The organism is Streptomyces sp. NPDC001393, assembly GCF_053597455.1.
Genome location: NZ_JBSFIH010000090.1, coordinates 1 through 20,198 on the forward strand (window position 1 = coordinate 1; position 20,198 = coordinate 20,198).

Genomic DNA, 20,198 nt, shown 5'->3' on the forward strand with positions numbered 1-20,198 from the left:
CCTAGAGAAACGCCCCTCAGGCGCCCTTACCCATGTCCGCGCAGGTCAGACCCCAGATTCGTGACTCTATGCCGCTGAATTACGCGGAACGCAGGACCGAAGGACATTGCGGATGTGGTGACGTTCATCGCCAGCGATGAAGCGGGCTGGATCACCGGTGCCTTCATCGACGCCACCGGCGGCGGCTTGCTCGGGTGACTTTCGCTCCGCATGGTCGTCCAAGAGCAGGCCCAGAGGGTTTCGGGGCACTGGCCGGGGAACCGCCGGTTGTACATAGGGTTCAGAGCTCTCTGCGCCCCGGTCGGGCGTGCGATTGTCCGGCGTACCAGGTTTTCCGCTGGTTAGCTCGGATCGGTCGTGGAGCCGAGGGTCACTCGGGCACCTGTCCCGCGGTCGGGCGCATGACGGTGCCCTCGGTGACGGGCACGGCTCGTCCTGGTCACACGGTGACTGCACGCCGTGCTCGATACCCAGAGCCGGGTCACCTGAAAGCGACCTCACACGGCCACCAACGCGCAAGGGCCGGCCTGGCACCGTCTGTGCTTGCAATCGTCACGACCGGTGCACGGCACAACCGGGCACCATCAGGGAGTGAGCACGAGGTGGCGTGCCGGCGCGGGCGCGAGCATTGGGATGCTTGGCGTTGCCCGATTGCCAGGCGGTCCGGCTCCGGGAAGCACTCGCGGTTGTCAGGCACCGACAAGGGAGTCAACCGTGAGCGTCGGCTCCGTCTTCGCGCGGACTTCGTCGACGGTCACGCCCGGAGCGAGTTCGACGAGGTGGAGACCGTCGATCCGGATGTCGATCACCGCAAGGTCTGTGATGACGCGTTGCACCACGCGAAGCCCTGTGTACGGAAGTGAGCATTCGTTGACGATCTTGTAGCTGCCGTCCCTCGCAACGTGCTCCATGAGGACGATCACCTTCTTGGCGCCGTGGACCAGGTCCATCGCGCCACCCATTCCCTTGACCATCTTCCCAGGAATCATCCAGTTGGCGATGTCGCCGTACCTCGACACCTGCATCGCACCGAGGATCGCGGCGTCGATCTTTCCTCCGCGGATCATCCCGAAACTGGTTGCCGAATCGAAGAAGGTGGCGCCGCGGTGCACCGTGACGGTCTCCTTGCCGGCATTGATCAAGTCGGGATCTTCCTCGCCGTCGAGCGGGTACGGCCCGACGCCGAGGATTCCGTTCTCCGACTGCAGCACGAGTTCGACATCGGGGCTGACGTAGTTGGGAACCAGGGTGGGCAGACCGATCCCGAGATTGACATACTCGCCGTCGGACAACTCCTTCGCAGCCCGCGCCGCCATCTCCTCACGACTCCAGCTCATGCCGCTCGCACCGTCCTCTTCTCGATCCGCTTGTCCGCCGCCTGTTCCGGGGTGAGCACCACCACGCGCTGCACGAACACACCAGGGGTGTGCACGTGGTTCGGATTCAGCTCGCCGGGCTCGACGAGCTCCTCGACCTCAGCGATGGTCACCCGTCCGGACATAGCCGCGAGCGGGTTGAAATTCTGCGCGGAGTCCCGGTACACGAGGTTGCCGTGCCGGTCGCCCTTCCAGGCCCGCACCAGGCCGAAGTCGGCGACGATCGCCTCCTCGAGAACGAACTCGCGCGCGCCTTCGCGAGTCTTGAAGACTTTGGTCGGCTTCACCGGGGAAGCCTTGACCACCTGGCCCTCTGCCCCGTACTGCCAGGGGAGCCCTCCGTCGGCCACCTGGGTGCCGACGCCGGTCGCGGTGTAGAACGCCGGTATCCCCACCCCGCCGGCACGCATGCGCTCGGCCAGGGTTCCCTGCGGGGTGAGTTCCACTTCCAGCTCGCCCGACAGGTACTGGCGGGCGAACTCCTTGTTCTCCCCGACGTACGACGACACCATGCGGCGGATGCGCCGGGCCGCCAAGAGCCGGCCAAGACCCCAGTCGTCGACGCCGCAGTTGTTGGAAACGACCTCCAAGTCGGTGGCGCCTGCCGCCAGTAGCGCCTCGATGAGGACCGATGGGATGCCGCACAGGCCGAATCCTCCGACGGCCAATGTGGCACCGCTCGGGATGTCCGCGATGGCTGCTGCAGCGCTGGGCTGCACCTTGTCCATGACTGTTCGCTCCTCTCTGCCTGAGTGGCGACATGAAGCCACGGGCTGCGCCCGCAGCTCAATCGGATGGGCGACATCCACGCGGAACTGGTCGCACTGCGGTCGCCGACGAGGCCGGACGTTCACTGAGTGGACGCCTGCGGGAACCCTTGACACCTACCCTGACGCCACCCACAATTCGTTTCGCCCGCATTAAATATTATGCACAATGTGCAGGAGGGTCCGGGCCGCATGATCACTCCGCGCATCACACGCCTCCGCCGGTCCAGCACCATGATGGGGGCTTTCCTGGCCGTCGCCTCTCTGCTGCTCACCGCCTGCGGCGTAAGTGCCGCCGGCGCTTCCCGCAAAGGCGTTCTGATCGGAGCCGCCTTCCCGTCACAGGCTCAGGCGCGAACAGCTTTCGAAACGAAGATCCTCAAACAGGAGGCGGAGAAGAACGGTGACGAGGTCATCTTCAACTTCGCCCAGGAGAACGTAGCCACGCAGGCCGGCCAGGTCGAAAGCATGCTGCAGCGAGGCATCAAAGTCCTCGTGCTGATGCCCGTCGACGCCGCGGCTGCCGCGCCGCTCGTGAGGGAGGCCGAAGGCCTTGGCGTGAAGGTCATCACCTACGACCGGCGCGTTGTGGGGGCTCCCGTCAGCTACCACATCGAGCGCGACAACTACGTGAACGGCAAGCTGCACGCCGAGTCGGCACTGGCCGCCAAGCCGTCCGGCAAGTACGCCATTATCCGCGGCGACAAGGCCACGGTCGCCGAGAACGACATGTCCAAGGCGTACGACAAGATTCTGCTGCACAACCCGAGGATTCACGTCGTATACGACAAGAACATCGTCGGCTGGGACTCTGCGGCCGCACAGAAGGCAGCCGAGGCGGCACTGCAGAAGGACCCGGACATCGTCGCGATAGTCGTGATGTGGGACGAGGGGGCACAGGCCGTGGTCCAGGCGCTCAAGTCGGCCGGCAAGAAGCCGGGCCAGGTGTGGGTGACCGGAACGGATGCCACCAAGCCCAGCCTCACGTACATCGCCCAGGGATGGCAGGGAGAGACGATCTGGACTCCGGTCGACCAGATGGCACGGGATGCCGCCGACCTGGCGCATGACATCGGCACGGGCAAGAAGCTCCCCGAACCCGACGCCGTGGTCGACGGTACCAGGACCGACTATGTGCAGCTTACGAGCATCACGAAGAACAACCTGTGTCACTTCATCCATGGGGTCGCTCCCAAGGGATGGGTCACCGAGCGGGAGGTCTTCGGCTCTGGAAGGAGCAACTGTGGCTGACACCAGCGCTCTGCCCGCCGACCGTGGTGTGGCGGCCGGCGCGGCGCCGCTCCTGATCGGACGCGGCCTGCAGAAGGCGTACGGACGTACCACCGTGCTCAAGGCCGTCGACATCACCGTCCGCGCCGGCGAGGTGCTGGCCATCGCCGGAGAGAACGGTGCCGGGAAGTCGACACTCATGAAGATCCTCGCCGGGGTCATCGGCCACGGCGACTACGAGGGCACTGTCGAACTGGCCGGCGAACGCTGCGAGTTCGCGTCGCTGCGCGCAGGTGAAGAAGCCGGCGTCGTGCTGGTGCCGCAGGAACTCCACGTCGTACCGCACTTGTCGATCGCGGAGAACATGTTCTCGGCTCATCTGCCCGGGCGCTTCGGCCTGTACGACAAGGGCCAGACCCTCGCGCAGGCGCGAGCAGCTCTCGCCCTCTTCGACCTGAAGGTCGACCCGCGCCTTGCGGCGTCCGCTCTGACACCCTCGGAGCGCAGGCTGACCGTCCTGGCCGCCGCGATCCACCGCTCGGCGAAGATCCTCATCCTCGACGAGCCCACGGCCGCGCTGACCGAGGCGGAGACCGAGGTCCTTCTGGAGCGGCTACGGCAGTGCCGCCAGGCCGGGCTCGGCATCTGCTACATCACACACAGGCTCGACGAGCTGGACCGAATCGCCGACCGCGCGATGGTCCTGCGCAACGGCGCGCTGGTGGCGGAGTACGACGAGATCCCGTCCCGGCCGGAGCTCGTGAGCGCGATGCTCGGAGAGACGCTGGAATCCCGCCAGGCCCTCGCCGAGCGCCCGGTCGGCGTGCCCGGTGAGAAGCCGGTGCTCAGCGTGCGTGGGTTGAACGTCTTCGCCGCCGACGGCAGCAAGCGCACTCGCGTGGCCGGCGTCGACCTCGACGTCCACCCGGGTGAGATCGTCGGACTCTACGGACTCGTCGGCGCCGGCCGCACGGAGCTGGCGCGTGCGCTCTATGGTGTCTGGCCCGGCAAGGTCACCGGGCACTGCGACATCGCCGGCTCGGCGGGCCTGCCGAAGCGGTCGCACGAGGCGGTTCGTCGCGGCTTGTCACTGCTCGCAGAGGACCGGAAGTCGCAAGGGTTGCTTCCGGGGCAGTCGGTCGCCAATAACATGACCGCCTCGATGCTCAGCGACGTGGGTCGGATGCGCTGGTTCATCGACAAGCGCAAGGAGCGTCGGCGAACGGACGACCTCATGGGCCGGCTCGGGGTTCGGCCCCCGCGCCCCGAGCTGCCGATCGAAGCGCTCAGTGGCGGCAACCAGCAGAAGGTGCTCCTCGGCAGGTGCCTCGTCGATGATCTGAAGGTGCTCATCCTGGATGAGCCCACACTCGGCGTCGACATCGGCGCCCGGCGAGACATCTACCAGTTGGTCAGGAACATCGCGCAGCAGTCGCGCGTCGGTGTCCTGCTCATTTCCAGCGACGTGGACGAGATCCTGACCGAGTCGGATCGCATCCTCGTCATGTACAAGGGCCGGCTGCAAGGCGAGTTCTCACGGGAAGCCAGTGCCCACGATCTGTTGTCGGCCGCGACGGGAGCCTCATCGACATGACCACCCATGCACCTGCGACGCGCGCCTCGCAGGACAAGCCCGCGGCGGAGAAGGAACGCGGAGTGAAAAGCACCGCTCTCCGCATCCTGACCGCCCGCACGACGGTCCTGGCGGTGGCCGCCCTCGTCCTCATCCTGTACTTCCACCAGGCTTCCGGAGGCCTGTTCGTCACGCCGACCAACGCGTCCCTGCTGCTGCGTCAGACTGCCGTGGTCGCGGTGGCGGCGTCCGGGGTGGCGATCCTGATCATCATGGGAGAGATCGATCTCTCGGTGGGAAGCGCCATCTTCCTGACGGGTCTCGTCGCGGCGAAGTGCCAGCTGGCGGGCTGGGGGCTGATACCCAGCATCCTGGCCGCGCTCGCGGTCGGCTTCGCCATGGGGTTGGTCCAGGGCATCGTCGTGACGGCTCTCGCAGTACCCGCATTCGTCGTCACGCTGGGTGGCTTGCTCCTGTGGCGCGGCGTCGGCCTGCTGTGGACCGACGCGGCCGCGATCGGTCCCGTCCATCCCGACTTCAGCTCCATGACGGAGGGAAGGACACCGCACGCGATCGCTGGGGCGCTCGGAGTGGCGCTGGTGGCGATCGTTGCCTGGCGGGCGGTGGTCAAGACCTCCCACGCCGCGGTCACCGGCCGGGCGCGAGTGCTGGCGATCGCCACGCCGGTGGCCGGAGCGGTGCTGGCGGCGCTGCTCCTGCTCTGGATCGCCTACGGTGACGCCGGTCTGCCGAACGCGATCCTGTGGATCGCTGTTGTCATGCTGATCCTGGGCCTGCTCCTCAATGTGGCCAAGTTCGGACGCCGGGCATTCCTGCTGGGTTCCAGCCGCGACGCAGCGGTGTACGCGGGCATCAACGCGCCGCGCACCGTCATGGCCGGCTTCCTGCTGATGGGGGCGATCTACGGCGTCGCCGGCGTCATGCTGCTCGCTCGCGTCGGGACGTCGACAGCGGATTCCGGGATGAACATCGAGATGGTCGCCATCGCAGCCGCCGTCATCGGTGGCAACTCGCTCCGCGGCGGTATCGGCTCCATTCAGGGAGCCGTTCTCGGAGCGTTCCTGCTGAGCACCATCGACAACGGGATGAGCCTGCTGGGCGTGTCCACCTACGCGGAGAACGTCGTCAAAGCGCTCATCCTGGTGTTTGCCGTCGGTCTCGACGGTTACTTCACTCGTCGCCAGTCACTGCGGTAGTACGGCGCCTTCGCTTCGCCGAGGAACAACCGTCGTCCGTGGCGGGGAACCTGTAAAGGGTCCCCGCCACGGACGACGTATTTCCCAGCGGTGGCTCGCTCGAAGTCGTCGACGGTGCGACCGGCGGCGGTCTGGACGCACGGCTCACATGAGTCCAGCGGCAGTTCCCCCGACTCGCGCTGGTGGAGAGGGCGCGAGCCGGGGGAACTGTGGCCGATGTGCAGACCGTGCTGTCAGATGGAGCTCAGGACGTGATGCCGAATCTCAGCTGCCCGCCGGGAGATCCCGGCCGTCGGTACGAAGGCCTCGAACGCGTGGGGCGCACCCGGAACGACGTGCAACTCGGTGCTGACGCCGGCGGCGTAGAGCCTCTGGGCGTAGGCGATGTCCTCGTCCCGGAAGATGTCGAGCTCGCCCACCTCGATGTAGGCGGGCGGGAGTCCGGAAAAGTCCTCCAACCGTCCCGCGGCACCGTAGGGGGTCACGTCCGGGCCGCCTACCGCCGGACCCAGCAATGCGCTCCAGCCCGTGATGTTGTCGTCGTAGCCCCACGGGATCCAGGTCGTGAACCCGGGATCGGGCGTCGTATTGCGGTCGTCGAGCATCGGGTAGATGAGGATCTGCTTGGCGATGGAAGGCCCCGCGTGGTCGCGTGCGTAGATGGCGAGGCTCGCTGCGATGCCACCGCCTCCGCTGTCTCCCATGACGGCTATGCGGTCGGGATCGACCCCCAGCTCGGGCGCGTTCGCGACGAGCCACTGCAGTGCGGCATAGCAGTCCGTCACCGGGATCGGAGCCGGAAACTCGGGCGCCTTGCGGTAGGCGACCGACAGGAACGGCACACCCGTGGCCGAGACGTACCGGGCGACGGGACCGTCGTAGATCTCCATCCTGCTGGCGATCATCCCGCTGCCGTGGGCGTACAGCACAGCCGATCCCGGGGCAGCTCCATCCTTCGTGTACCACCGCAGAACGATCCGAGCACCGTCCTGGGCGGTGGTCTCGTAGTCCCTCATGGTGACGTCGTCGGGCATCGGCAGCTGTGCGAACATCGTCAGCTGCATTCTGTCGAAAACGGCGCGGCGAGAAGCGACGTCGCCGACGGCCATGGGCTCCACTTCGCCGAAATGCTTGAACAGGGTCTCGACGCCTTCAGCGATCTCCGGATCCACCGAGAAGGACACCTGTCGTCTCCTTTGCACACCGTCTCCAGGCCGTGCGGGCAGTCCGAACCCAGAGAGGAATATATGATATGTGAAACGCTACTTCTGCGTCCCCTGGTCGTCAATATGCTTGCAATACCACGGAAAAACGCCGGACGCGGCGACGGGCGCGGGGGTTCGTGCAGCAGCCGATTGCGCGGCTGCTCGCGCTTCTACTGCCGTCCTTGCCTGCCGATCCGCTGCGACAGCGCGTGGGCCTCCTCCAGCAGCAGCTTCCCGAGCTGTTGCTGTCGCGGTGCTCCAAGGCGGGCCTCGATACCGGTGATGCTGAGCGCCCAGCGCGGCGAGCCCTGCCGATCGAAGACAGCGGCTGCGATTCCCCAGCTTCCGGGCACGATGAGTCCAGGATTGACGGCGTACCCGTTGCGCCGGGTTCGCTCGATCTGCTCCATCAGCCGGTCGCGGCTGTGCGCATCGCCGTAGGCCGATGTCAGATCGGTGTCGCGCAGGTACCGGCTCTGTTCGCGTGTGTCCAGGAACGACAGGATCGCAAGCCCGGCCGAGGCGACGCCGAGAGGAAACCGGATGCCCTCGTAGAGGACGTGTGACCGGATGGGGAAGCTGCCGTCCTCGCGCAGCAGACACACGGTCTCGTCGCCCCGGCGAGCCGAGAAGAAGGCGCTCTCCCCCGTTTCATGCGCCAATCGCCGTACAGCAGGGCGTGCCGTCTCGGTCGCGTCGTGGCGGCCGCTCGCGACAAGACCCAGCAGATAGATCTCTGGGCCCAGATGCCAATTGCCGTCATCGTCCCGATCGGTGAGGCCCTCCGAGCTCATGGAGCTGAGCAGTCGATGCGCCGTCGGCCGAGCCAGCCCGGCATCACGTGCGATGACCGTCGTCGTCGCCCCGGCCGGCTCATGAGTGGAGAGGGCGCGCAGCAACCCGCTGACCCGACCCACGACATCGACCGCACCTTCCATGCGAGCAGCATACGCGGGGCGTTCATTCTGTGGACGCATCGGCAATGAGCGATCCACTGCTCCGGCCCACCTCTGTGGCGCGGGCGAGTTCGCTGCGACAACGACTCGCCCACCCCAGACTTGGATGTCGTCGCCGGCACGGTGAGGATGTCGTCTTCCTGAGCCCGGGCACAGGTGGGAGCCACCCGGACATCCGGTCGGCTCCCACCTGCCAGGCCCGTCGACGAGTCGCGTTCGCCGAGGTTCCGAACATGCGTCCCCGGGTGCGCCGGTGATGACCGTCAGGCGGTGATCCGGCGCAGGCGGCTCAGTCTTCCTGGGGCACTCCGACATCGAAGAGGTTGAGCAGCTGAGCCAGGGTCCGGTAGTAGCCGACGAGAACGACCAGTTCGATCAGCGATGTCTCACCGAGTGCCGTGCGCAGATCGCGGAACTCTGGTTCGTCCACGGGGAACCGGTCCTGGTTCAGCAACTCGCACAGCCGGTACGCCGCGTCCTCGACCGGATCTGCCGCTGCGAACGTGCCGCGTGCGAGGCTCTCGAGTTCCTGCTCGGTCAGTCCCGCCGCGCGACCGACCCGTTCGTGAGCGTAGGCCTCGAACGCGCAGGACGTCGCCGCGGCGACGCTCAGGATCGCGAGCTCGCGGACACGCGGGCTCAGGGAGGTCCGATAGCGAATCGCGGCCCCGAGCTCCTGGAGAGTGAGGCCGATTTCGGGAACATGCAGCATGACGCCGAACGGCCCGGTCAGCGCTCCCCTGCCGTCGACCAAGGGGAAGTGCTGAGGACCAGCGGCTCGAGGACCGGAGACGATCTGCTCGTAGAGATCGCGTTGCGGTCCGTCGAGTTGGTCCGGCGTCAGTCCGACCAGCCTCACGGGGCCTCCTGTGCAATGAGCTTGTCCATCGGTCCCCTAGTGAGCGACGTAGCCGCCGTCGACCGGGAGGGCGACCCCGACGACATAGCTGGCTCCGGGGCTGCACAGCCACAGCACGGCCGACGCGACCTCCTCCGGCCGGCCGATCCGGCCGATCGGCGCCTCGGCCAAGGAGTCGGCCAGGACGAGGTCCCCCTTCGCGATCAGGTCGTCGACCATGGGGGTGTCGAACGTGCCGGGACACACGGCGTTGACCCGGACACCTTGAGACGCGTACTCGACGGCGGCACTTGTGGTGAGACCGATGACGGCGTGCTTTGCCGCATGGTAAGTGGTACGCCGGGGAGCACCCACGAGGCCGCTCAGAGAGGAGCAGTTCACGATCGCTCCGCTGCCTTGCTTGCGCATCTGCCTGAGCTCGTGCTTCATGGATGCCCATATGCCGCGGGCGTTCACCGCGTTGACGCGGTCGTAGTCCTCTGCCCGTTCGTCCGCCGTGTCTATCGACGGCGTGATGATCCCCGCGCTGTTGAAGGCCACGTCCAGCCGGCCGAAGTTCTCCACGGCTTTCCGGACCATCGCCTCGACCTGCGCCTCGTCGGAGACGTCACAGATGACGCCGAGCACCTGGTGCCCGGCGTCCTTGAGGGCCTGCTCCGTTACGGCGACGGCCTCTGCGTTCACGTCCGCGATCACGACGGCCGCTCCCGAGTCAGCGAACTGACGCGCCGTCGCAAGCCCCAGACCCGAAGCCCCACCTGTCACGAGGGCGACTTGTCCCGAGAAGTCGTACGTGGGATTCATTGGTCCTCCTATGCGTTCGCTACGTTGGACGTGTCCGGTCGACGAGTGTCGACCTACTCGTGTGCCCACGTCCGGGACCGCAGTGCCTGTAGCCGATCACGGCAAGCAACGAGGTGTTCGGCCTCGATGCCAGGTCACTGTCACGCTCACGATCAAGGGCGAGCGCGCACCGCCAGAAGGATGCTATACATTATATTTAATTAGTGTCCATGGGTTGTCGAAGGCTGATCGCCGCAACATTGCCCATGCCCTAGAGTGGCAGCACGCCGATATATGAAACATTCCACGCGGGCATGGAGGATGATCAACGTGGACGCCGCCTCGAACGGCTCGCCGCTGCCTCGCCGCAGCGGGGGTGCGCGCAAGCAGCTGCCGGAAGAGGTCGCCGCCTATGTCCGGGACTTGATCATCTCGGGGCAGGTCCGGCCGGGCGAGTTCCTCCGGATCGAACGCATCGCCGAGGCGGTCGGCGTCAGTCAGACGCCGGTACGGGAGGGACTGCTCGCCCTGAAGAGCGAGGGCATCGTCAACCTTCTTCCCCGCCGGGGCTTCGTGGTCGCGCCGATCACCCCGCAGGACATCACCGACCTGTTCTGGGCGCAGGCACAGATTGCCGGCGAACTCGCCGCCAGGGCTGCCGAGAAGATCACCGACGCCCAGATAGAGCGCCTCAAGGTCAATATCGAGCAGTACGCGACGGCAGTGACGTCGGGGGACTGGGAGCTCATCCCCGAACTCGGACTCGAGTTTCACCGCGAGGTGAATCGGGCCGCTCAGTCCCACCGGCTCGTCCTGCTCCTCGACACGATCATGGCCAACCTGCCGGGTCGCTACTATGCCGCCGGCAACCCCAAGCAGACGGGCGCCGAACATCCTGAGCTGCTGAAGGCGCTCCAGAAGCGTGACCCGGAGCTCGCGCGCCGCCTCATGACCGAGCACATCTTGGGCCAAGGGTCACGACTCATCGACATCCTGGCCGAGCGCGGCCTCTGGGGCGAGAAGACCGACTGATCGGATCAGTGAACACCGCGCCCGTCCGCTTCACAGCTCCGGGTTCACAGCTCCGGGCGAAGACACGACGGCGGGAAGCGCGGTCCGCCACAGCCGACCGCCCTGCAAGGCCGCCGCACAGCGCGGGCTGCAGGATCCGTCGAGGACTTTGTTCGCGGACTCGTCCATGAACACCCGCAGCTCAGCCGAGAAGATGTGATCAGCCCTTCCGGTACGTTCCCACCATCACGGAGGCAACGGTGCACGGTTGGTCGGTCTCGTTCCGCCAGTTGTGCCAGCCACCGCGCATGATGACCACGTCACCGGCCTTGGCCGTGATCTCTCCGCGTTCGAGCTCCATGATCACTTCACCCGAGAGCACGTGGACGAAGTCGATCGAATCGGATATGTGCATGCCCGGCCGATCCGGATCGAAGGCGTCGACAAAGCCAGAACTGTCGTCGATCGTGGCGTCCTGGAGCTGAGGGGTCGTCTCGCCTTCGCCCTCCCCGGAAGCGTTGGGCATGAACGTGAAGAACCGGAACCGTGTCCCGCCGGGTCCCGGGAACCAAGGGTCGCTGACCTGCTCCGGATTCTCACCGGGACCGACCGTGGCGATGCCGTCTTTCGTCCCCCACAGCTGCGTAACGGTGAAGACCGGGTTGCCACCCGCGTCATGCTCGGTATGCGCTTCGTGCACCTGCACATCGAACTCGGACTCACGGTCGGGCCGAGTGGAGGTCACGATGACTCGGGTTCGTTCGGGGTGGGACATCGGGGCTTCCGTTTCTGGTCAAGGGCGCGAGGCCCGGCAGACGGTGCAGAGGTCGCGTAGGCCGCAACGACGAGGTGAAAAGCCCCGCCCTACAGAGTCGGATGGCACGCGTCCGGAATGTTCGGCCCCGGAGTCACGGCATCTTGAGCGACACGGCAGCGAGTCAAGGAGACAGCGACGGTTCGGCTCATCGGAACGCAGGAGTACCCGGCTCCGGACCCCGGTGCTGACGCACCTACGACCGAACGGCTCGTACCCCACGATCAGCAGCGCCCCGGCCCGATGGCGACCCATCCAAAGCCGGTGTTCGTCGACGGTTTCGAGCTTCACCTCTCGACCATCGTGGAGCACAATCGGCTGCATGGGAACCGGTCCTTGGTGAGCACCACCCTGCTTCCGGGTCTTGCAGGCAGGGCCTCTCAAATATAATATACGGTTAGTTCAGGGTCAACGCCTAGCGATGCAACGCCGCGTCTCACCCGAGACGGACCGTTGCCCATGTCCAGGGATCCTTGACCTGGCGGCTTCGCGTTGCCGTCGACGCGTATCGGTCCATGGGACCGGCACACATCTCATCGAGAGGTTCACGATGGCCGAGGGCGCAGTGACCAGCCACGACCGGCTCTACATCGGAGGCGAGTGGGTGACCCCCGCCGGCCACGATCGCATCGAGGTCATCTCCCCCGTTACCGAGGAAGTCATTGCCACGGTTCCGGCGGGGAGTCGCGCAGACATCGACCGCGCGGTCGCAGCGGCTCAGGCAGCGCTGATCTCCCACCCATGGGCGTCCACGACTCTCGAAGACCGGATCGCTCTCATGGAGCGGCTTCGCGACCTTCTCGTGAAGCATTCCGACGAACTGGCCCGGGTCATCACCGAGGAGATGGGCTGTACCATCTCGCAGTCGCGTGCGATTCAGGTGGTGAACCCGGTTCGGATCCTCGAAGGCTATATCGAGGCCGCGTCCCGGTATCCCTTCCGGTCGGTCCGGCGTTCCGAGTACGGCCAGGCGCTCGTTCTTCGCCAGCCGGTCGGCGTGGTGGCCGGAGTCGTTCCATGGAACGTCCCGCTCTCGCTCACGATGCAGAAGCTCGGCCCGGCTCTGCTCACGGGGTGCACCATCGTGCTCAAGCCGTCCCCGGAGACCCCCCTCGACGCGTATGTCGTGGCGCGACTGGTCGAAGAGGCCGGATTCCCCCCGGGCGTCGTGAACATCGTTCCCGCAGATCGAGACGTCAGCGAGTATCTGATCAGCCACGCCGACGTCGCCAAGGTGACGTTCACCGGATCCAGTGCCGCAGGCCGGCGCATCGCCGAAGTATGCGGCAAGGACCTCAGGCGAGTGACTCTCGAGCTCGGTGGGAAATCGGCGGCTGTCATCCTCCCCGACGCGGATCTCGACCACACGGTCGAAGCGCTCCGCATGGGCAGCTTCCGGAACAACGGTCAGATCTGCACCCTCAAGACGCGTCTCGTCGTTCCCGCCGATCTGCAGGGCGCGTTCATCGACCGGCTCAACGGCATGCTCGACACGATGGTCATCGGCGACCCGCGCGACAAGGCGACGCAGATCGGCCCGCTCGTGACCGAGCGGCAGCGCAGCCGGGTGGAGAGCTATATCGAGACCGGAAAGGCCGAAGGCGGCCGGCTGGTCCGCGGAGGCGGGCGACCGGACATCGACCGGGGCTGGTTCGTCGAGCCGACGGTGTTCGCGGACGTGGACCCGGACGCGACCATCGCACAGCAGGAGATCTTCGGCCCGGTCGTCGCCGTCATCCCCTACACCAGCGAGGAGGAGGCGATCGCGATCGCCAACAACTCGACGTATGGGCTCAACGGCGCGGTGTTCACCGCCGACATCGAACGCGGCCTTGCGGTGGCGGCACGCCTGGAGACCGGAACGGTCGAGCTGAACGGCAACCCGGCGGGCTTCCAGGCGCCGATGGGCGGCGTCAAGTACAGCGGTCTGGGCCGCGAGTTCGGCCCCGAAGGCCTCGATCCGTTCGTCGAGCTGAAGTCCATCGGCATCTCGCCGGCGATCGCCGACTCCCTGACCTAGAGACCCCGGCGCCGAACAACGACGAACCGCACCGGTCAGGCAAACAATATTTTATCTATCGTGCATGATAACGAGGACGGAAGAGAAGGACGATGCCCCGCGCACACGATGAAATCGAGCTCTTTCGCAAGGAACTTGCCGAGGCACTTCCTTCCGCGAACATCCCCACGCTGCTCCTCCTGCTCTACCAGTTCACCGGTGAGGAGCGCTGGCTCCTCCCCCCGTTCACCCCCGAGGCCAGCCGCTGGGACGACAACGACTCGGGCGGCCTCCTGCCCCCTATCCAGGAAGAGGTCCGTTCGGCCGCGCTCGAGGCGATCGTCGCGTGGAAGCAGAGCGGCCGGATCGCGAAGCCTCGGCCGACGGCCGACGAGCTGATCAAGATGCTGACCGTGTCGGAGGCTCAACCCATCCCGGCTGACTACGCCCAGCTCATGCTCCACAAACTCGAGAAGTACTCCGGGGCGGCACCGGAACCCATCGAACTGCCCGAGGGCTTCAAGGTGCTGATCATCGGGGCGGGCATGTCGGGCATCGCCGCGGCGTTCCGGCTCCGGCAGGCCGGGGTGGATTACACGATCATCGAGAAGCAGGATCAGGCCGGCGGTGTGTGGCACTCGCACCACTACCCGGGCTGCGGCGTGGACACCCCCGGTCACCTGTACTCGTACAGTTTCGCCGACGGCGACTGGACCACGTTCTTCCCGCTCCAGGGGGAGGTCGAAGGCTATTTCCAGCGGGTCGCCAAGGAGACTCGGGTCCTGGACGAGGTCCGGTTCGGCACGGAGTGCGTCACCACACGCTACGACGAGAAGAGCCACACCTGGCACTCGCTTCTGCGGCGCTCCGACGGAAGCGAGGAGACGCTGGTCACCAACGCGGTGGTGTCGGCGGTGGGCGGCTTCACCACGCCCAAGTGGCCTGACATCCCGGGCCTCCACGACTTCGACGGGCCGGTCGTCCACACCTCCAAGTGGGACCCGGCAATCGAGCTGGAGGGCAAGCGCGTCGCCGTCATCGGCAACGGCGCGAGCGCCATGCAGCTCGTGCCGGCCATCTCCGACATCGTCGGCTCCCTGACCATCTTCCAGAGATCGCGCCAGTGGGCGGCGCCGTTCCCGAAGTTCAGGAAGCCGGTGCCCGACCCCGTGCGGTTCCTGCTGCGCGAAGTGCCGCACTACCAGTGGCTGTACCGGTTGCGATTGAGCTGGATCTTCGACAGCCAGGTACACGAGGCGCTTCAGAAGGACCCCGACTGGAAGCATCCCGAGCGTTCGATCAACGCGACGAACGAGGGCCACCGCGAGGTCTTCACGCGCTACATCAAGGACCAGCTGGCCGATCGCCCGGACCTGATCGAGAAGGTCACCCCGACCTTCCCGCCGTTCGGGAAGCGCATGCTGCTCGACAACGGCTGGTACAAGGCGCTGAAGAAGCCCCATGTGACGCTGGTCGACGAGGGCGTCGCCGCCGTGGACGGCAACAAGCTCAGGAGCGCGAGTGGCGAGGAGCACGAGGCCGACGTCCTCATCGTAGCCACCGGATACGACGTGGCCCGGTTCCTCTCGCCGGTACAGGTGGTGGGCCGGGGCGGCACGACGATCCGCGAGGCCTGGGACGACGATGACTCCCGCGCTTACCTGGGCACCGTCGTACCGCAGTTCCCGAACTTCTTCATGCTCTACGGCCCGAACACCGCACTCGGACATGGCGGCAGCTTCATTTTCACCGTGGAGTGCCAGATCGACTACGTGTTGTCCGCCCTTCGCCAGATGGCCCGTCACGCGCTTCGCGAGATCGAGTGCCGGAGCGACGTGTACGACGCGTACAACGAGAAGATCCAGGCGATGCACCAGAAGATGATCTGGAGCCACCCGGGTATGTCCACCTACTTCCGCAACTCCCGCGGTCGTATCGTCACGAACAGCCCGTGGCGGCTGCTCGACTACTGGAACATGACGCGCCAGGCGGACCTCGCGGACTTCGTGACCGTGCCCCCGGTCGAGTCCGTCGACTCGCAGCGACCGCGGATTCCGGATGAGTTCGCCTACGACCGTGCAGCGACCGAGCCGTTCCACTTCCAGCCGGGCTCGACGTCGGCGTGACGCGCTTCGGCCTTGTTCCGGCGCACTGCCGATCCATCGAGCAGCCCGCGCAACGCACAGGAGGATCTTCATGTCAGTGCTCGTGACCGGTATCGGTTTCGTCGGCGGGTACATCGTGCGTGACCTAGTCGAGGCCGGCGAAGACATCGTCCTGTACGGGCTCTTCGGCGGAAACCCCGACGGCACCGGCGAGTACCCTGACATCGACAACGCTCGTTACCTCGTAGGGAACCGCGGCTGGGAGCGGGTCACCGTCGTCGTCGGCGACATCCGCGATCGCGACCTCCTCAGCCGCACGATCAAGACGCACGGCGTCACCCGCATCATCCACCTGGCCTCGCTGGTGGCAGCGGCCTCCGAACTGAACATTCCGCGCGCGATCGAGGTGAACGTCGGCGGCAGCATCAATGTCTTCGAGTCGGCTGTCGAGAACAAGGTGGAACGCGTCGTCTGGGCAAGTTCTATCAACGTCTACGGGCCCCGTTCCATCACCCCTTCGGGGGGGATCGACGACACCAGCGTGCTCGATCCCCGGTCCACCTATGGCAGCACAAAGGCGTTCGTGGAGCAGATCGCCCGCCGCTACCACGTGAACTCCGGCCTGAATGTCGTCGGGCTCCGGCTCGGCAAGGTCTACGGCTTCGGCGAGCACGTCAAGGCCGGCCGTGGGGGCGGGAACACGTGGTTCGTGAACCTCGTCGAGAACCCGGCACGCGGAATAGGGCCGTCGGTCGTGCCGTTCGGCGACCGGAGCCTCGGCTTCCACTACATCGAAGACGTCGCACGTTCCTTCCTCACCGCACTGGCGTCTCGCAACGGCGGCGGCGAGAGCTTCGTGACGGCCGGCGACTACCGGCCCATCCGCGAGGCGTTCGAGTTCGTTCGCAAGGTCCTTCCGGATGCCGACATGGAGTTGGTCGACGGTGGCGAAGCCGCCGGCCTCAAGGCCGGCGCGGAAACCAACTGGGCCCTTCGCTACGACGCCTCCAAGGCGAAGGAGGTGCTGGGCATCGCGCCGCGCTTCAGCATGGAGGACGGGCTCTACCGCACGATCAGCACCTATCGCGAGTTCGTCGGACTGCCGCCCGTCGAAGCCCTGAAGTGACTCTCCCGTGAGCTGAGCAACTGAGTCATCGGTCCGCCACCCTGCGTGGACCGATGACTCAGGGCGTTGAGGCTGCTGTGAGGTTTAGGCAGAGAGATCATCCGGCGCTGACCGCGCTTGTGAGTTCGGTCTCCACCCCGTCCGGCGAGAGTATGTGCTGGCATACGAGCTGGCTCGCGCCCACGATGGACGCACGGTCGTCGGCGCGCGCGAGGACGATCCGGAGGTTGGACGTCTCGAGCGGAGTCGAACGCTGAGGAGATCAGGGCTGACGGTGTCCCACGTGACCCGGAATCTCCGTGGGCCGCCGTCGGTCGGCGCGGCCAAGCGCTTCCAGCGGGGCACGCATCGTCGATCCGTACGTCGGTCACCTGCGCCGGCGCAGGAACGAAGGCGTTACAAACGCTGTACAGCTCTACCGCAAGAAGACCGAGGCACGGCTGTCGCCTGCCACGTGGTGCAGGACGACCAAGGCCCAGTTGAGCGACCAGCAACGATGGTAGCGTCGCCCTTGAACTCGCCATATCCGTGGTCTTGCCGCTCTGGACGAGTTGGACTCTCCCGCCCCGAATGGCACTTGCACGCCGATCACGGGGCACGGCACGCTCTCGGCCGCAGGGGAAGGCCGAGCACCTTTTGGCCGGTGGCAGAGACAGTCGGCGTGCGACGAGCATCGAAAGGATGTGCGAAATGCGCGCGTTGGTACTGACAGGCCCCTCGATGACAGCTGACCGGACGGAGATCTGCCAGGTCGAAGAACCTCAACCCAAAGCGGGCGAGATCAGCATCGACGTCGCCTATGCGGGCATCAACTTCAAGGATTTGATGCAGCGCCGGGGCGACCCCGAATGGGTGTCGAGCTGGCCTGTGACACCGGGCATGGAGGTCTCCGGGAGGGTTCGCCGGGTCGGCGATGGCGTCAGCGGTCTCGTTCCCGGGCAGCGGGTCACCGCCTTCGTCGGCCAAGGAGGGCTTGCCGAGGTCGCGACCGCCCGAGTGGACCTAACGGTGCCCGTACCGGACGGCGTCGGCCTGCGCGTTGCGGCCGCAGTGCCCATCGTACTCACCACCGGGGTGCTGCTGCTCGCGGACTCAGCCCGCGTCGTTCCCGGCGAGACCGTACTGGTGCACTCGGCGGCAGGCGGGGTAGGGACAGCGATCGCGCGGTTGGCCCCGCTCTATGGAGTGGCACGCCTAATTGGCACTGTCAGCAGCGCCGGCCGCGCGGACTCGCTTCGCGACGCCGGGTACGACGCAATCGTCGCCCGAGACGAATCACTCGGCGATGCGGTGCGCGAGGTGGCGCCCGCCGGGGTTGATGTGGTCCTGAACCCATTGGGACCCGGCGCCATCGAGGACGACCTGGCCGTCACGGCCGTCGGCGGACGGATTGTGCTGTTCGGCAATGCCGCCGGCGGCACACAGGACCTTCCACCGTTCTACCGGCTGATCGCGGCCAACGTGGCGCTCTGCGGCATGGGAATCAGCGGCCTGACCGCGAAGGCCCCGGATCGGGTGACCGCAGCCATGCGGCGCGTCCTCGAACTCTTGGACTCCGGCGACCTCACCTACCCCGTGACTGAGGTGCCGCTCGCCGAGGTTCCCGGCGTTCATCAGGCCATGGCCGACCGGCGTGCCGTCGGCAAATTTGTCGCTCGGCTGTAGCCAGGGCGCCGGTGGCTCCCGTCCCCGAGGCGGGAACGTCGAGGTTCACCACGTCGGCCGCCGCTGCGGGAGCGGGCATGCCGAGGTCCGTGGCGCCACGAGCGCATCGCTGCGTCCAAGGCCTTGGAGCGGAGATTCCGCCATTTCTTGGCATGGTGTCTCCCGGACGGCAGCACCCTCCTCTACGTCGGCACGCAACCCTCGACGGAGACGAGTGGGGTAGACGCGCCCAGTTGTCCCGCGACCTCCGTGAGCGGCGAGGACAGACCTAACGGAGTCCTACTATTGCTGCGTTCCTCAAAGGAAGTACACATAGCGGCGGCGTAAACGCCTGGTGGGTGGTGCGGGTCTGCCCCAGATCCAGGGTTGGGCACGGGCGTTGAGCTGGGTTGTGGCCACTTCGGTGGCGTGGGTGATGTGGTCGCGGTCGCCGAAGGAGCGTCCGGCCAGGGCGGTCTTGCGGAAGATGCGCCACCAGCCCTCTTGGAGGTTGAGCCAGCAGGCGCCGACGGGGATGAACACGTGCCTGATGTGGGGATGGTCCTCGAGCCAGGTCCGGGTGGACACGCTGTTGCGCGAGGACAGATTGTCGGTGATCACGTAGATGTCCCCGACGGGGTTGGCGTCCTCGACCAGCTGGAGGAAGTGCTGGTAGAAGGCGCTGTTGCGGGAGGTTGCTGTCATCGTGAGTTTCTGGCCGTCGCGGACGCGTAAGCCGCCGTAGACCCAGGTTTTCTCCGGTCCGCGGGAGTAGTCGATCTCGTTCTTGATGCGGTGTCCGTCCGGTGACCAGCCCGGCGCCGGTGGAAAGGTGCGGGGGATCACCGGGCCGAGCTCGTCGGGCGCAGATGACCGTCGCGCCGGTGGGCGGGCTGGTGTAGAGCTCGACGATCCGCGTCCTTTTCCCTCGAAGTCCGCATCTCTCGAGCGCGTCCACGAGCGCGTGCGCCGCCAGCGCACGCCCTCGGCCAGCAGGATCCGGCGTACCTGGGAGCGACTGACCTCGATACCGAGGTCCTGAGCTGCGGCAGCCAGTGCGTCCAAGGTCCACTCCGAGGGCCCCGACTCGTCCGCGGCCCACATCTCGTTTGACGGCTGGACCTCGAGCCGGCCCGGTGGGGTCTGCTTGACCATCGCGATGATCCGGGAGCGTTCGGCCTCGGTGATCCTTCGCTTGCGGCCCTGTCCTCCCAGGTCCTCCAGGCCCTCAAGCCCCGAGCGGTTGAAGCGGTGCAGCCAGCGACGCACCGTCTTCTGACTGCACCTCACCTCGTCAGCGATCTGCGGGACCAGCCAGCCGTCCCAGCTCAGCTCGACCATCCGGCACCGCTCCACCAGAACCTTCGGCGCCTTCCTGGCAGCCGCCAGGCGGTGGACCACCGCTTGCTCGCCCTCGTCACTTCCCGGCCGTGCCCTTAGACCGTGTCCTATGTGGTGATCGCTCGTTGGGCCGTCTATGGGGCGGGGTACGTGGAGTTGGATTGTTCCGGACGGCTTGTGGGAGATCGCCGA

General features: G+C 66.4%; 15 protein-coding genes and 2 pseudogenes. 9 read left to right on the plus strand and 8 right to left on the minus strand.

Annotated elements, in window-relative coordinates:
* Window positions 1–689: 689 nt before the first annotated feature.
* Both ACWC2T_RS43410 and ACWC2T_RS43415 read right to left on the minus strand, forming a co-directional pair.
* The gene (locus tag ACWC2T_RS43410) at window positions 690–1,337 is read right to left on the minus strand and encodes a CoA transferase subunit B (protein WP_450675811.1); all 648 of its coding nucleotides are present in this window, start codon (window positions 1,335–1,337) and stop codon (window positions 690–692) included.
* The gene (locus tag ACWC2T_RS43415; RefSeq protein ID WP_450675812.1) at window positions 1,334–2,104 is read right to left on the minus strand and encodes a CoA transferase subunit A; all 771 of its coding nucleotides are present in this window, start codon (window positions 2,102–2,104) and stop codon (window positions 1,334–1,336) included. The genes ACWC2T_RS43410 and ACWC2T_RS43415 overlap by 4 nt, the downstream gene beginning before the upstream one ends.
* 231 nt (window positions 2,105–2,335) lie before the next feature.
* On the opposite strand from ACWC2T_RS43415, the gene ACWC2T_RS43420 reads away from it, so the two are divergent.
* The 4 genes and pseudogenes from ACWC2T_RS43420 to ACWC2T_RS43435 all read left to right on the plus strand — a co-directional run bounded on the left by ACWC2T_RS43420 (window position 2,336) and on the right by ACWC2T_RS43435 (window position 6,163).
* Window positions 2,336–3,394, plus strand: coding sequence for a substrate-binding domain-containing protein (locus ACWC2T_RS43420; RefSeq protein WP_450675813.1), 1,059 nt, complete (start codon window positions 2,336–2,338; stop codon window positions 3,392–3,394).
* 103 nt (window positions 3,395–3,497) lie between these two features.
* Window positions 3,498–3,935, plus strand: a pseudogene (locus ACWC2T_RS43425) (ATP-binding cassette domain-containing protein); the annotation flags it as partial.
* 354 nt (window positions 3,936–4,289) lie between these two features.
* Window positions 4,290–4,967, plus strand: a pseudogene (locus tag ACWC2T_RS43430) (ATP-binding cassette domain-containing protein); the annotation flags it as partial.
* On the plus strand, window positions 4,964–6,163 hold the full coding sequence (locus ACWC2T_RS43435; RefSeq protein ID WP_450675814.1) for an ABC transporter permease subunit: 1,200 nt from the start codon (window positions 4,964–4,966) through the stop codon (window positions 6,161–6,163). The pseudogene ACWC2T_RS43430 and the gene ACWC2T_RS43435, both read left to right, overlap by 4 nt.
* Window positions 6,164–6,396: 233 nt before the next feature.
* Here ACWC2T_RS43435 and ACWC2T_RS43440 read toward each other — a convergent pair whose 3' ends face one another.
* The 4 genes from ACWC2T_RS43440 to ACWC2T_RS43455 form a co-directional block, all read right to left on the minus strand.
* Complete coding sequence (locus ACWC2T_RS43440; protein ID WP_450675815.1) at window positions 6,397–7,347, minus strand: alpha/beta hydrolase; 951 nt, start codon at window positions 7,345–7,347, stop codon at window positions 6,397–6,399.
* Window positions 7,348–7,538: 191 nt separating this feature from the next.
* Window positions 7,539–8,306, minus strand: coding sequence for an IclR family transcriptional regulator (locus ACWC2T_RS43445; RefSeq protein WP_450675816.1), 768 nt, complete (start codon window positions 8,304–8,306; stop codon window positions 7,539–7,541).
* 307 nt (window positions 8,307–8,613) lie between these two features.
* Window positions 8,614–9,078 carry a carboxymuconolactone decarboxylase family protein gene (locus ACWC2T_RS43450; RefSeq protein WP_450675817.1) on the minus strand — a complete coding sequence of 155 codons (465 nt, stop codon included), beginning with the start codon at window positions 9,076–9,078 and terminating at the stop codon, window positions 8,614–8,616.
* A gap of 141 nt (window positions 9,079–9,219) precedes the next feature.
* Entirely contained in the window at window positions 9,220–9,987 is a 768-nt protein-coding gene (locus ACWC2T_RS43455) for a glucose 1-dehydrogenase (RefSeq protein ID WP_450675818.1), read from the minus strand.
* Between the two features lie 300 nt (window positions 9,988–10,287).
* On the opposite strand from ACWC2T_RS43455, the gene ACWC2T_RS43460 reads away from it, so the two are divergent.
* Window positions 10,288–10,998 (plus strand): GntR family transcriptional regulator, encoded by a 711-nt coding sequence (locus ACWC2T_RS43460; RefSeq protein ID WP_450675819.1) that lies wholly within the window; start codon window positions 10,288–10,290, stop codon window positions 10,996–10,998.
* 199 nt (window positions 10,999–11,197) lie between these two features.
* Here the strand turns inward: ACWC2T_RS43460 and ACWC2T_RS43465 are convergent, their stop codons facing one another.
* Window positions 11,198–11,752, minus strand: a complete 555-nt coding sequence (locus ACWC2T_RS43465) for a cupin domain-containing protein (protein WP_450675820.1) — start codon at window positions 11,750–11,752, stop codon at window positions 11,198–11,200.
* Window positions 11,753–12,395: 643 nt separating this feature from the next.
* Between ACWC2T_RS43465 and ACWC2T_RS43470 the strand changes: the two genes are divergently transcribed.
* The 4 genes from ACWC2T_RS43470 (at window position 12,396) to ACWC2T_RS43485 (ending at window position 18,686) form a co-directional block, all read left to right on the plus strand.
* Window positions 12,396–13,811 carry an aldehyde dehydrogenase gene (locus tag ACWC2T_RS43470; protein WP_450675821.1) on the plus strand — a complete coding sequence of 472 codons (1,416 nt, stop codon included), beginning with the start codon at window positions 12,396–12,398 and terminating at the stop codon, window positions 13,809–13,811.
* Between the two features lie 92 nt (window positions 13,812–13,903).
* Window positions 13,904–15,916, plus strand: coding sequence for a flavin-containing monooxygenase (locus tag ACWC2T_RS43475; RefSeq protein WP_450675822.1), 2,013 nt, complete (start codon window positions 13,904–13,906; stop codon window positions 15,914–15,916).
* Window positions 15,917–15,986: 70 nt separating this feature from the next.
* Window positions 15,987–17,021, plus strand: a complete 1,035-nt coding sequence (locus ACWC2T_RS43480; RefSeq protein WP_450675823.1) for an NAD-dependent epimerase/dehydratase family protein — start codon at window positions 15,987–15,989, stop codon at window positions 17,019–17,021.
* Window positions 17,022–17,711: 690 nt separating this feature from the next.
* On the plus strand, window positions 17,712–18,686 hold the full coding sequence (locus tag ACWC2T_RS43485; RefSeq protein ID WP_450675824.1) for a quinone oxidoreductase family protein: 975 nt from the start codon (window positions 17,712–17,714) through the stop codon (window positions 18,684–18,686).
* A gap of 297 nt (window positions 18,687–18,983) precedes the next feature.
* On the opposite strand, the gene ACWC2T_RS43490 is transcribed toward ACWC2T_RS43485, so the two are convergent.
* Window positions 18,984–20,006 (minus strand): IS630 family transposase, encoded by a 1,023-nt coding sequence (locus tag ACWC2T_RS43490; RefSeq protein ID WP_450675825.1) that lies wholly within the window; start codon window positions 20,004–20,006, stop codon window positions 18,984–18,986.
* Window positions 20,007–20,198: the final 192 nt, after the last annotated feature.